Source organism: Arthrobacter sp. TJ-254 (genome assembly GCF_058269175.1).
This window is the reverse complement of sequence record NZ_JBZCNF010000001.1, coordinates 256,366-268,554: the sequence shown is the minus strand read 5'-3', so window position 1 is coordinate 268,554 and position 12,189 is coordinate 256,366. Positions and strand designations below refer to the sequence as shown.

Below are 12,189 nucleotides of genomic sequence, written 5' to 3'. Positions count from 1 at the left end.
ACGAAGGAGAACCCGCACGTGGTGCGTGGAGGGCCGCGGATGGACGCCGCCCGGCGCCGCGAGCTGGCGCAGGGCTACCTGACTGGCAGTGAACGGTATGACAGGGTGCGCCCTTCGTATCCCGACGAAACCGCGAACTGGCTGGTCCCCGCCGGCAGCGCCGCCGCAGCGGACCTCGGGGCCGGAACCGGCATTTTCACGCGCCTGCTCGTCGAGCGCGGGCTGGCGGTGACGGCGGTGGACCCGTCCGTTGAAATGCTCGCCGTCCTGGGGTCCCGGCTGCCGGGGGCCCGGGCCGCGCAGGGCACCGCCGAGCACACCGGCCTTCCCGCGGCCTCGGTCGACCTTGTGACAATCGCGCAGGCGTGGCACTGGCTCGACCACGGGGCCGCCGCCGCCGAGGCCGCCCGCATCCTCGTCCCTGGCGGAACCCTTGGCATCGTGTGGAACCAGCTCGACGTCGGAGTGCCGTGGGTCCACCGCCTCTCTCGGATCATGCACGCCGGAGATGTCTACTCCCCCGGCTACCGGCCCGACACCGGCCCCCGGTTCACCCGGCCCGAGGAACAGGTCCTCACGTGGACCCAGACGCTGCCGACCGAGGACGTCATCGAGTTGGCGAAGTCGCGCAGCTACTACCAGCGGGCCTCCGAAACCATCCGGGCACGGGTTGAGACGAACCTGCGCTGGTATCTTCACGAGCACCTCGGGTACGCGCCGGGTTCCGCCGTCATCCTGCCGTACTCCACCCATGCCTGGCGGGCGATACGCCGCTGACCTCTCGGTGACCCGCGGCAACCCAGGCCACAACACTGGAGTAAGGAACCCCTAAGCCTTATATTTAGGTATGCCGAAATTTCTGCCCGTGCTGGGAGTGTGCCTCGCCCTGACACTGGGCTCCTGCGCCTCGCCGGCCGCAGTGCCGGACCTCGAGCGCACCGCCGACGACCGGCCCGTGGTGCTCACGACCTTCACAGTGCTCGCGGACCTTGCCGAAACGGTTGGCGGCGGCCACGTCAGGGTGGAGTCCATCACGAAGGTCGGGGCGGAGATCCACGGGTACGAGCCAACGCCCTCCGACCTCGTCGAGGCGCAGGAGGCGGATCTGATCCTCGACAACGGGCTTGGGCTCGAACGCTGGTTCGAGCGGTTCCTCCTCTCCGTCGACGCCCCCCATGTGGTGCTCTCCGACGGAGTCGAGCCCGTCGACATCCGCTCGGGCGACTACCGGGGGCTCGCGAACCCCCACGCGTGGATGTCCCCCCTCGCCGCCCAGACCTATGTCGACAACACCGTGGAGGCCCTCAGCGACCTCAGCCCCGAACATGCCGCCGAATTCGAGCGCAACGGCGCCGGCCTCAAGGCCGAACTTCAGGAGATGCTCGAGGGACTCCGGACGCAGTTCAGCGGCAGCGCGGAGGCGGCCCTTGTCACCTGCGAAGGAGCCTTTTCCTACCTGGCGCGCGACGCCGGCCTGAAGGAAGCCTTCATCTGGCCGGTGAACGCCGACGCCGAGGGAACACCGCGCCAGATCCGGGAGGTCATCCGCTTCGTCGAGGAAACCAACGTTCCCGCCGTCTTCTGCGAATCGACAGTCAACCCCTCGGCCCAGGAGCAGGTTGCCGCCGCAACCGGCGTCCGGCTTGAGGGCCCGCTCTACGTCGATTCCCTGTCCGGGCCCGAGGGACCGGTGCCCACCTTCCTCGACCTGCTCCGCCACGACATCCGCCTGATCACCGAAGGACTCTCCTCTTGAGCACGCACGCTGCCGCCGCCGGTGCACCCGCCCTGAAAGTGCGCGGCCTGACCGTGAGCTACAACGAGGTCCACGCGCTCGACTCGGTTGACCTGACCGTGGAGGGCGGGAGCATCTGCGGGCTGGTGGGCGTGAACGGTTCGGGGAAATCGACCCTGTTCAAGGCGCTCATGGGCCTGCTCAACCCCCAGTCCGGCAGCATTGAGCTGTACGGCCGCTCACACCGCGACGCCCGCCGCAGCGGCACCGTTGCCTACGTTCCCCAGGCCGAGGATGTGGACTGGGACTTCCCGGTCTCGGTCGGTGACGTGGTGGAAATGGGCAGGTATGCGCGGATGGGGCCGGCCCGCCGTCCCTCCCCCGCCGACAACGCCGCCGTCACCGCCGCCCTGGAACGCGTCGGCCTCGCAGACCTCCGCCGACGGCAGATCGGCGAACTCTCCGGCGGCCAGCGCAAACGCGCCTTCGTTGCCCGGAGCATCGCCCAGGACGCCCGGCTCCTGCTGCTTGACGAACCCTTCGCCGGGGTCGACAAGGGCAGCGAGGCCACAATGACGGCGCTGCTCAAGGACCTGCGCGACGAAGGACGGTCGGTGCTGGTCTCCACCCACGACCTTGCGGGGATTCCGCAGCTGTGCGACAGCGTGCTCCTGCTCCACAACCGGGTCCTCGCCTTCGGCAAGCCCGCGGAGGTCCTGACGCAGAGCAACCTCGCCCTGGCCTTCGGCCGCACCTCACTCGACCTGGAGCACTGATATGGATCTTCTCGCGTGGCTTGCCGAGCCACTCCAGTACGGGTTCCTCACCCGGGCCCTGATCGTCACCGTCGCCGCAGCGGTTGTCTCGGCGGTGCTTTCCTGCTGGCTGATCCTCATGGGCTGGTCGCTGATGGGCGACGCCGTTTCCCACGCCGTGCTGCCCGGGGTGGCCCTGGCGTACCTCGTCGGCCTCCCGTTTTCGATCGGCGCCTTCATCTTCGGGGCCGGCGCCGTTGCCCTGATCGGGGTGGTCCGTTCGACGACGAAGCTCAAGCCCGACACGGTGATCGGCGTGGTGTTCACGTCGCTGTTCGCGGCGGGCCTCGCCATCATCTCGAGCACGCCGTCGCAGGTCGACCTCATGCACATCCTGTTCGGGAACGTGCTCGGGGTCACCGACAGCGAACTGGTGCAGGTGGTGGGACTGGGCCTGCTGACCCTCGCCGTCGTGCTCTTCAAACGCCGGGACCTGACACTGCTGGCCTTCGACCGGACGCACGCCCACGTGATCGGGCTCAACACGCGGTTCCTTTCGGCGCTGCTGCTGGGGCTGCTAGCGCTCAGCGTTGTTGTGGGCCTCCAGGCCGTGGGCATCATCCTCGTGATCGCCATGCTGATCACCCCCGGGGCAACGGCATTCCTGCTCACCCGCAGCTTCGAACGCATGCTCGTCCTGGCGGTGTGCATCACCGTCGCCGCCTCGCTGGCGGGCATCTACGCCAGCTACTACCTCGACATTTCAACGGGGGCGGCGGTTGTCCTGGCGCAGTCCCTCGTCTTCACCGCTGTCTACCTGTTCTCCCGGCCCAACGGCGTGCTGTGGCAGCAGCTCCGCGCGCGCGACAGCCGCAGGCGCTCCCGGTCCACCACCGACGCGCTTGCCGGTGGAACAATCTGACGATGGGACCGAAGAAGGGCACAGTACTCAGCACCGACTCCGCCAGCGTCCAGGACTACGTCAAGACGATCTACGGGTTCACCGAGTGGCAGGACAAACCGATCACGGCATCGCAGCTTGCCGGGCGCCTCTCCGTCGCCAATTCCTCGGTGACCGAAATGGTGACCAAACTGGTTGACCTTGGCCTGGCCGAACGCCGCAAGTACAGCCCGATCACGCTCACCGGCGAGGGCCGGCGGCTGGCCCTGGCGATGGTGCGCCGCCACCGCCTCCTTGAAACCTTCCTGGTGGACGAGCTCGGCTACCGCTGGGATGAGGTGCACGACGAAGCGGAGCTGCTTGAGCACACGGTCTCCGATGCCTTCATCGAGCGCCTCGATGAGAAGCTCGGCAGGCCGCGGCGCGATCCCCACGGGGATCCGATCCCCACGGCCGAGGGCGAGGTGGAACTGCCTGCCGCAGTGCCGCTGGGAACCCTCGACGACGGCCACCGCGCCCGCGTGGCGCGCATCAGCGACGAGGACCCGGCGGTCCTTCGCTACCTCAGCTCCAACGCCGTGGGTCTCGACACCCCGCTGGAGGTGCGTGGACGCCGGCCCTTCGGCGGTGCGCTGACGGTTGTGGCAGGACACGGAACGGGCAGCGTCGAGCTCGAGGTCGGCGACCTGCTCGCCGGGTCGATCTGGGTTGAAACCGCCGACCCCCACCCCGGGTGCAGCCTGGACTCCTCCCCGGCCTGAGCGGCGCCGGTCAAGCCGTGAGGGTTTCCGGCTTCCGTTCGGCGGCGAACGTCAGCATCCTTACACTTGGCTAAGAACGTCCCTTCGACATTGGAGCTGCCGCGTGACAACACTTGGCCTGGAAGAGGAGTACCTGCTGCTTGAGCCCGATTCGGGCCTTCCCTCAGCCAGGGCCACGGAGGTGCAGAAACTGCTTGAGCAGGTACCGGAAATCCGGGCCGACGACATCCAGCGCGAACTGCTCAGCTGCCAGATCGAAACGGCAACGCCCGTGTGCGACACCCTCACCGAGGCCGAGGAGTCGCTGCTCAACTTCCGGCGCCAGCTCGACACGGCCGCGCGGAGCATGGGAATCCTCGCCGCCGCCACGGCCACGGCCCCGCGCTTCGAGCCGGCCTACCCCGACATCACCGACAAGCAGCGCTACCGGGAGCTCAAGGCAAGCGCGCCGGGAATTGTCGGGGACCAGTTCGTCAACGGCCTGCACGTGCATGTTGGCGTCCCGGACAAGGACACGGGGGTCCAGGCGCTCAACCGCATCCGCCCGTGGCTTCCCATCATCACGGCGCTCAGCACGAACTCCCCGTTCTGGCTGGACCGGGACAGCGGCTTCTCAAGCTGGCGGCTGGTGCACTACCGGCGGTGGCCGGTGCAGGGCATCGCCCCGGTGTTCGCCGACGCCGAGGACTACGAAAGGCGCATCTCCCGGCTCGTCGGCACGGGGGCCATCATCGACCGCGGGGTGCTGACGTGGATGGCACGGCTGTCCGACCGCTACCCCACCCTTGAGGTCCGGGCCGGCGACGTCCAGCTCGAAGCACAGGATTCTGTGCTGATCGGCGCCCTTGTCCGTGCCTTGGTGAACACAGCCCTCCAGGATGCGGTGGCGGGGACGGTGTTCCTCAACCCCGACCCCGAACTGCTCGACGCGGCCCTGTGGCAGGCGGCGCGGGACGGGCTTGCGGCAAGTGCCGTCGACCTGCGCTCCGGGGAGCTGGTGCCGGCGCGCGCCCAGATGGAAGCCCTGCTCGACTACGTGGGGCCCGCCCTTGACGCCGAGGGAGACTCGGAGTGGGTGAGCGCCGGGCTTGAGTCGGTCTGGCAGCAGGGCACCGGTGCCGAACGCCAGCGCCGTGCCATGCGCGAGGGCGGCATGCCGGCACTCATCGACCTCTACGCCGCGGCCCTCACCCACGAGCGCTGACGGGCCCGCTCACGGCGCCTCGAGGATCCGGACCTCCCAGGGCCGCAGGGTCCTTGGTGCTCCGGCGTCGTTGTAATTGCCCAGCAGCAGACGGCCCTGTCCGTCGCGCCCGTCCAGGGCAAGCTCGGTTCCCGAGACATTGCCGAGGATCCGCAGCGTCGTGCCGTCGAGGCTCCGGGTGAAGGCGTAGAGCACCTGGTCGTCGGGGTGCTCGAGCTCGAAGCGGCCCAGCCGCACCACCTCACTGTCGTGGCGCAACGCGATCAGCCGCTTGTAGAAACGGAAGACGGAGCGGTCGGAGGACCTGTCCTGCTCGGCGTTGATGGCCGTGTAATTCGGGTTGACCGCCATCCACGGCGTCCCCACGGTGAACCCGGCATGCGCGGCAGCCGACCACTGGACGGGGGTGCGGGCGTTGTCCCTGCTCATCCGCCGCAGGCCCTCGAGCACGTCCGCGGGCTCCAGGCCCAGTTCGGATGTCGCTTCGGCGTACCAGTTGCACGATTCGACGTCGTGGAAGTCCTCGATCGAGGTGAACGGAACGTTCGTCATGCCGAGTTCCTCCCCCTGGTAGATGTACGGCGTGCCGCGGTGCAGGTGCAGCAGCGCCGCCCACAGGGTTGCGGATTCGTAGCGGTACGCGGTGTCGTCGCCGAACCGCGAGACCGAGCGCGGCTGGTCGTGGTTGTTGAGGTACAGGCTGTTCCACCCGGTGTCCGCGAGACCCTTCTGCCAGCGGTTCCACGAGGTCTTCAGGTCCCGGAGGTCGAGGCCGCGGTAGTCCCACTTGCCGCCCGGGCCCTGGTCGAGGCTCACGTGTTCGAACTGGAAGACCATGTCCACTTCCCGGCGCCCGGGGTCGGTGAAGCGTCGAGCCTCGTCGATCGTGACTCCGGGCATCTCCCCCACAGTGATCAGGTCGCCGTCCCTGCCGTCGAACACCTCACGCCCCATTTCGGCGAGGAATTCGTGGATCCGCGGCCCCGACACGTAGTACGGGGCGCCGTCGGCCCAGAGCTGGCCGGGAGGCACAACGCCGTCGGGCAGCGCCGGGTCCTTAGAGAGGAAGTTGACAACGTCCATGCGGAACCCATCGACGCCCCGGTCCAGCCACCAGCGCATCATCGAATAGACCGCCTGGCGCACCTCGGCGTTCTCCCAGTTCAGGTCAGGCTGCTCGGGCGCGAAGAGGTGGAGGTAGTACTGCCCGGTTTTCTCATCCAGCGTCCAGACCGGTCCGCTGAAGAATGAGCGCCAGTTGGTCGGTTCTGCTCCGCGCTCCCCCGCCGTGAACCCCTCGCGGGGGTCCCGCCACCAGTACCAGTCGCGTTTCGGGTTATCGGGCGAGGACGCCGACTCAACGAACCAGGGATGCTCGTTGGAGGTGTGGTTCACCACCAGGTCCATGACCAGTTTCATGCCGCGGGCATGGAGGCCTTCAACGAGCCGGTCGAAGTCATCGAGCGTTCCGAACACCGGATCGATGTCCTGGTAGCCGCTGATGTCGTAGCCGTTGTCCTTCTGCGGTGAGGCATAGATCGGCGAGAGCCATACCACGTCAACGCCGAGGTCCGCGAGGTAGTCGAGGCGGGTGATGATCCCGGGCAGGTCTCCGATGCCGTCCCCGTTCGTGTCGGCAAAGCTGCGCGGATAGATCTGGTAGACGACGGCGCCGGTCCACCAGGGCGGCGATGCTGGAGACGTGGGGCTCACGGAAAAGGGCCTTCCTTTGGGCGGACGCGACCCCTCGACTATGCCACGGGGCACCCGCTTCGCCGCGGAAGACGCGTCAGCGCCCTTCGTTGCGCCGAAGCATCCCAACGATCATGCACACCAGCCCCACAAGCAGCGGCACAAGCGTCAGCAGGGTGTGCGTGCCGCCGACGTAGCTCATGACGAAGATGTAAATGAACGTCCCACCGACGAGCAGCCACCCCAAGACGAGCAGCACCTTGCCCCGGTTGGGTGGGGGAAGCGGCGGCAGCCACGGCGGCGGCCGGTCAGTCCAGCTCATGGCGCAAGTCTAGTGTTGCCGGGCACCGCACCGGGCCGCAGGGCAGGCGCGGACCGGTCCTTGCCAGACCGCCGAACGCTGGTACGTCCGGCGGGGTGGCGGGTCGCGCGCAAAAAACGGCAGGGAAGCGTCCGAAAACGCTTCCCTGCCGGGAGTGTGGAGATGGCGGGAATTGAACCCGCGTCCGATGCAGTGTAGTCAGGGCTTCTCCGGGCGCAGTTTGCGTCGGTTTTTCTCAGCTCCAGCCATCGTGCAAACAAGTGGCTGCCGAGCTCAGTTGTATAAGAGTCCCCCTGGTTCCTACAACAAAAACCAGGAGCAGTGGCCCTCTAAATGACGCCAGGATCCGGGGCGAGAGCAAACCCGGTCTGACGGACTAGCTACGCTGCTTAGGCAGCGAGAGCGAAGTCAGTGCGCTTAGATTCGGCACTTATTGTTTTACAGAGAGCGTTTACGAGATAACCCTGTATCCTCGGCCCGCTTCCCCTGTCGCGACTAACATCGTCGAAACCTGTCATCCCCGTATGTAGTTATCAAGCTCCGGATCCACCGTGCGGTTTCCCCAGACGTTCAGTGTAACGCATGCGCCGCGGCAGTGATTCCCTGCCCGGGCAGGGATCAGAACCGGATTCCGAGGATGACGATCTGGGCCTGCCAGAGCAGGACCACAACGAAGGAAACGGTGACGAAGGCGATGCCCAGTGCCGCCAGCGCCGTGGTCGCCGCCTGCTTGCGGCGGAAGCTCCACCAGAAAATCGCGGCGTTCAGCAGCAGCAGCACCGGCGAGATCCACACCAGGGCCTGCGCGAGGTAAACGTACACAAGGAAGAAGAACGGGATGAGGGAAAGGATTCCCACGGGGATGATCGCGAACAGCAGCAGCAGGTCAACGACGGCGCCGGCGGTGACCCACCAGGGCCGCCGGAAGCGCAGTTCGGATTCCTCGACGTCGTCACTCGTGTCCTGGGCTTCCCAGAAGACATCGCTCATGGCTCAGGCGCCCAGATTCTTTTCGCGCATGGCGCGGAGCGCCTCGCGGTTGTCCTGCTTTTCGCGGAGGGTCTGCCGCTTGTCGTAGTCTCGCTTGCCCCGGGCGACGGCAATTTCGACCTTTGCGCGTCCGTTGAGGAAGTAAAGCTGCAGCGGGACGAGGGTGAAGCCGGATTCCCGGATCTTCTGCGAGATCTTCGTCAGTTCGTCGCGGTGCAGGAGCAGTTTCCGGCGGCGGCGCGCGGCGTGGTTCGTCCAGCTTCCCTGCGTGTATTCGGGGATATGGATGCCTTCGAGCCACAGCTCGTCGTTGTAGAAGATGGCGTAGCCGTCCACCAGCGAGGCCCTGCCGGCCCGCAGGGACTTGACCTCGGTGCCCATCAGGGCGATGCCCGCCTCGTAGGTATCGAGGACCTCGTAGTCGTGCCGGGCCTTTCGATTGGTGGCCACTACCTTCCGGCCACTTTCCTTAGGCACGGCAAACTCCTTGATCGGCGCGGGGCGGACCGGGCGGTCCGCCGGAGGACAACGCGTCCTATTCTACGACTAGAGCAGCCCCATCGGATTCACGAGGCTTCCATTGAGGACCGTCTCGAAGTGGAGGTGGCACCCCGTCGAGTTACCGGTGGTTCCCGTGTAGCCGATCAGCTGGCCGGCGCTCACACGCTGGCCAGGGTAAACATTGAAGCTGCTCAGGTGGTAGAAGTTCGTGGCGAGCGCGTTGCCGCCCACCACGCCGTGGTTCAGAACGATGCGGTTGCCGGCACCCTGGAGGGCGTTCGAGTCGGCGTACCAGACCTCGCCCGAGGCCGGGGCGTAGAGCGCGGTTCCGCAGCCCACACCGTAGTCGATTCCGGTGTGCGTGTAGCCGCCGGAGCCGTTGAAGTCGATGCTTCCCACCGGCGTCGGGCGCCAGCCGAAACCGGAGCTGATCGGGCCGCTGACCGGCGGGCGGAGCCCGAACGCGCTGGGGTTCGACGCCGGCGGGGCCTCGGGGGTCACCGGGCGGACTGGCGCAACCGGCGCGGGGGCGACGGGGGCCGGCGCCGGACGGTTCGCTGCTGCTGCCTCGGCTGCGCGCCGCTCGTTTTCGGCCTGGGCCGCTGCGGCGGCCTCGGCTGCGCGCCGTTCGGTTTCGACCCGCGCCCGCTCCTCGGCTTCGGCCCGCAGACGGGCTTCCTCGGCCTTGCGTGCTTCTTCGATGAGGCGCCGCTGGCGCTCGGCGATGTCGTTGGTGACCTTCTGGTGGGCCTTTTCCACGCTCGCCAGTTTTGCCTCGATCACCGGTTTCTGCTTCTGCAGCTTCGCCGAGAGGCTCGACGTGTCTGCGATGAGCGTGTCGACCTTGGCTTTCTGGGCGGCCGCGGCGTCGCGCGCCGACTGTTCCGCGGCGAGGGCTGCCTCGGCCTTGGCCTTGAGGTCCGAGATTTCGGCTTCGACGGCCGCCAGCCGGGCCTGGCTGTTGGCATTGGTGGCGTTCTGCTGGGAAAGGCGGTCCATCGCGGCATTCTGGCTGCGCAGCGCCTGGTCGACCATGTCCATGGAGTTGGTGAGGCTCTCCGCGCCCTCGGCGCCGAGCATCAGCGAGACGTCGGAGGGAACCCCGCCGTTCTTGTAGGCCTGGGTGGCGATCTGGCCGATGACCTTGCGGGTCTCCTCCATCTCCGCCTTGTCCTTGGTCAGCTGCTCAGTGATCTTGGACTTTGTCTCTTGGGCGAGCTGGACGCGCATGCCCAGTGCGTTGACCTCGTTCGTCGCGGACTCAACGCGGCCCTGGGCGTCGGCCAGTGCCTGCTGGGCGCCGGGGAGCTGGCCCTGGTACACCTTCAGCTGGGCGATGGTCTCGGTGATGTCTTCGTCGAGGTATTCGATCGACTGCTGGACCTCGGAGATTTCGGACTCGAGCGCCGACTTCTTGTCCTCGAGGTCGTCAGCGAAAACCGGGCTGCTGAAGCCAAGGGCCAGTGCCGCGGCAAGGGCAATCGATGTCCCTGCGGCCGTCCGAAGGATGAACGGGCGCCTGCCCGGATGTGCCGACCGAAGATTCATGAAACGTCCCCCATTTTCACTGAGCATAGCTGTTAAACCTTCACGTAACGTCGCAGGGTAAGCAGGGATGAGATGCCTGCCAGTAGTGCACCCAGCAGAATAAGCGCCGGGACCAGCAGGAGAACCTGCTGGGTTGAGATAAAAGCCGTCTCCGGGTATTCGCGGGCGAGCCATCCGCCGATCAGGAAACGGGAAACTCCCCAGAGCGCCGCCGAGGCGAGCAGCGCGCCTACGACGGCGGCGATCACTCCCTCGAGGATGAAGGGAAGCTGGATGACGGCCTTCGACGCCCCGACAAGCCGCATGATGCCGGTCTCGCGTCGGCGGCTGAACGCCGAAAGCCGGATTGTCGTCGCGATCAGGAGGATGGCACACACGGTCATCACGCCGGCCACCACCAGGGCGGCCAGCGAGGCCCGGTTCATCACCGAGAAGACCTTCTCGAGCAGTTCGCGCTGGTCGCTGACGACGTCGACGCCGGGCGTGGAGGAGAAGGCCTCGTTGATGACCTCGTACTTTTCCGGATCGACGAGGTTCACGCGGAACGATTCGGGCAGCTGGTCGGCGGTGACCGAGTCGACGATCGGAGAGTTTGCGAACTGGTCCTTGAAGTGGCCGAGCGCATCCTTCTGCGACTCGTACTCCACCGACGCCACGTAGGGGCTGAACGCTTCCGACTCGAGCATGCCGCGGATTGACTCCCGCTGCTCTTCGGTGACCGGGCCGGCGGCGCAGCTTGGCGAGGTCGAGTTCTCGACGCACAGGAACACGGCGACCTGCACGCGGTCGTACCAGTACCCCTTCATCTGGTTGATCTGCAGCTGGAGGAGCCCGGCCGCGCCGACGAACGTCAGCGAGATGAAGGTGACGAGGATGACGGAGATGACCATCGAGAGGTTCCGGCGCAGGCCTGAACCGATCTCGGAGAGGATGAATGCAAGCCTCATTCGGCGGCCACCCCGGTTTCACCGATGTAGATGCCCTGGGCGTCGTCGCGGACAACCGCTCCGTTGCGCAGCTCGACCACGCGCTTGCGCATGGTGTTCACAATGTCGTCGTCGTGCGTTGCCATGACTACGGTTGTGCCGTTCTGGTTGATGCGGTCGAGCACGCGCATGATGCCCATTGACGTGGTCGGGTCGAGGTTGCCGGTGGGCTCGTCCGCCAGCAGGATCCCGGGGCGGTTCACGATGGCGCGGGCGATTGCCACGCGCTGCTGCTCGCCGCCGGAGAGCTCGTGGGGCAGGCGGTTGTCCTTGCCCTCGAGGCCGACCGTCTTGAGGACCTCGGGGACGGTCTCTCGGATCACGGCCCGGCTGCGCCCGATGACCTGCATGGCGAACGCGACATTGGCGAAGACCGTCTTGTTGGGGAGCAGCCGGAAGTCCTGGAACACGACGCCGATGCCGCGGCGCAGCCGCGGTACCCGCCAGCTGGGAATGTTGGCGACGTTCTGTCCCGCCACGTAGACGGCGCCGCGCGAGGCGGCGTCCTCCTTGAGCACGAGACGGATGAACGTCGACTTCCCGGAGCCGGAGGCGCCCACCAGAAAGACGAACTCGCCGCGGTCCACCTCAAGGGAGACGGAGTCCAGCGCCGGGCGCGACTTCTGGTCGTACACCTTGGTGACGTTTTCAAATGTGATCATGACTAGTCCGCGCCGAGTCCAGCCGGCAGGTTCCCGGGCAATGCCCGCTGAATGTGGTTCCTGCCTGCTGACGCTCGACGCGCCGGTTCGCCTCTCGATGATGCACCGACAATGTGTCGGGTGTGAAAGATG

Annotated in this window: 13 protein-coding genes and 1 other RNA gene; 6 read left to right on the top strand and 8 right to left on the bottom strand. The window is 66.8% G+C overall.

Translation table 11 applies throughout. The annotated features are described in order from the left end of the window. The first annotated feature begins 18 nt into the window (after positions 1-18). The 6 genes from AC4D14_RS01250 to AC4D14_RS01225 all read left to right on the top strand — a co-directional run bounded on the left by AC4D14_RS01250 (position 19) and on the right by AC4D14_RS01225 (position 5,356). The gene (locus AC4D14_RS01250; protein ID WP_490899763.1) at positions 19-777 is read left to right on the top strand and encodes a class I SAM-dependent methyltransferase; all 759 of its coding nucleotides are present in this window, start codon (positions 19-21) and stop codon (positions 775-777) included. Positions 778-847: 70 nt separating this feature from the next. Then, positions 848-1,756, top strand: coding sequence for a metal ABC transporter substrate-binding protein (locus AC4D14_RS01245; protein ID WP_490899762.1), 909 nt, complete (start codon positions 848-850; stop codon positions 1,754-1,756). Further along, complete coding sequence (locus AC4D14_RS01240; RefSeq protein WP_490899761.1) at positions 1,753-2,511, top strand: metal ABC transporter ATP-binding protein; 759 nt, start codon at positions 1,753-1,755, stop codon at positions 2,509-2,511. The genes AC4D14_RS01245 and AC4D14_RS01240 overlap by 4 nt, the downstream gene beginning before the upstream one ends. 1 nt (position 2,512) lies before the next feature. Then, a complete protein-coding gene (locus AC4D14_RS01235; RefSeq protein WP_490899760.1) occupies positions 2,513-3,412 on the top strand; it encodes a metal ABC transporter permease in 900 nt (299 codons plus the stop codon). 2 nt (positions 3,413-3,414) lie between these two features. Next, positions 3,415-4,152, top strand: coding sequence for a metal-dependent transcriptional regulator (locus AC4D14_RS01230; protein WP_490899759.1), 738 nt, complete (start codon positions 3,415-3,417; stop codon positions 4,150-4,152). Positions 4,153-4,255: 103 nt separating this feature from the next. Continuing rightward, on the top strand, positions 4,256-5,356 hold the full coding sequence (locus AC4D14_RS01225) for a carboxylate-amine ligase (protein ID WP_490899758.1): 1,101 nt from the start codon (positions 4,256-4,258) through the stop codon (positions 5,354-5,356). A 9-nt stretch (positions 5,357-5,365) separates the two neighbouring features. On the opposite strand, the gene AC4D14_RS01220 is transcribed toward AC4D14_RS01225, so the two are convergent. From AC4D14_RS01220 to ftsE, 8 genes are all read right to left on the bottom strand, one after another. Continuing rightward, positions 5,366-7,069, bottom strand: a complete 1,704-nt coding sequence (locus AC4D14_RS01220; RefSeq protein WP_490899757.1) for an alpha-glucosidase — start codon at positions 7,067-7,069, stop codon at positions 5,366-5,368. 76 nt (positions 7,070-7,145) lie between these two features. Continuing rightward, positions 7,146-7,370: a hypothetical protein gene (locus AC4D14_RS01215; protein WP_490899756.1), complete on the bottom strand. Its 225-nt coding sequence runs from the start codon at positions 7,368-7,370 to the stop codon at positions 7,146-7,148. Positions 7,371-7,524: 154 nt separating this feature from the next. Continuing rightward, positions 7,525-7,892, bottom strand: a transfer-messenger RNA (tmRNA) gene (gene ssrA, locus AC4D14_RS01210). Positions 7,893-7,988: 96 nt separating this feature from the next. Further along, positions 7,989-8,360 (bottom strand): hypothetical protein, encoded by a 372-nt coding sequence (locus tag AC4D14_RS01205; RefSeq protein ID WP_490899755.1) that lies wholly within the window; start codon positions 8,358-8,360, stop codon positions 7,989-7,991. 3 nt (positions 8,361-8,363) lie between these two features. Continuing rightward, positions 8,364-8,837 (bottom strand): SsrA-binding protein SmpB, encoded by a 474-nt coding sequence (gene smpB / locus AC4D14_RS01200; RefSeq protein WP_490899754.1) that lies wholly within the window; start codon positions 8,835-8,837, stop codon positions 8,364-8,366. Between the two features lie 69 nt (positions 8,838-8,906). Further along, complete coding sequence (locus AC4D14_RS01195; protein WP_490899753.1) at positions 8,907-10,409, bottom strand: peptidoglycan DD-metalloendopeptidase family protein; 1,503 nt, start codon at positions 10,407-10,409, stop codon at positions 8,907-8,909. A gap of 32 nt (positions 10,410-10,441) precedes the next feature. Next, positions 10,442-11,356 (bottom strand): permease-like cell division protein FtsX, encoded by a 915-nt coding sequence (ftsX, locus tag AC4D14_RS01190; RefSeq protein ID WP_490899752.1) that lies wholly within the window; start codon positions 11,354-11,356, stop codon positions 10,442-10,444. Continuing rightward, positions 11,353-12,057, bottom strand: a complete 705-nt coding sequence (ftsE, locus tag AC4D14_RS01185; protein ID WP_490899751.1) for a cell division ATP-binding protein FtsE — start codon at positions 12,055-12,057, stop codon at positions 11,353-11,355. The genes ftsX and ftsE overlap by 4 nt, the downstream gene beginning before the upstream one ends. Between the last annotated feature and the right edge of the window lie 132 nt (positions 12,058-12,189).

Bases quoted from the DNA above. Each gene is read 5' to 3' on its own strand.
- AC4D14_RS01245 (WP_490899762.1), top strand. From the start codon at position 848: ATGCCGAAATTTCTGCCCGTGCTGGGAGTGTGCCTCGCCCTGACACTG.
- AC4D14_RS01235 (WP_490899760.1), top strand. From the start codon at position 2,513: ATGGATCTTCTCGCGTGGCTTGCCGAGCCACTCCAGTACGGGTTCCTC.
- AC4D14_RS01230 (WP_490899759.1), top strand. From the start codon at position 3,415: ATGGGACCGAAGAAGGGCACAGTACTCAGCACCGACTCCGCCAGCGTC.
- AC4D14_RS01215 (WP_490899756.1), bottom strand. From the start codon at position 7,370: ATGAGCTGGACTGACCGGCCGCCGCCGTGGCTGCCGCCGCTTCCCCCA.
- AC4D14_RS01205 (WP_490899755.1), bottom strand. From the start codon at position 8,360: ATGAGCGATGTCTTCTGGGAAGCCCAGGACACGAGTGACGACGTCGAG.
- AC4D14_RS01195 (WP_490899753.1), bottom strand. From the start codon at position 10,409: ATGAATCTTCGGTCGGCACATCCGGGCAGGCGCCCGTTCATCCTTCGG.
- ftsX (WP_490899752.1), bottom strand. From the start codon at position 11,356: ATGAGGCTTGCATTCATCCTCTCCGAGATCGGTTCAGGCCTGCGCCGG.
- ftsE (WP_490899751.1), bottom strand. From the start codon at position 12,057: ATGATCACATTTGAAAACGTCACCAAGGTGTACGACCAGAAGTCGCGC.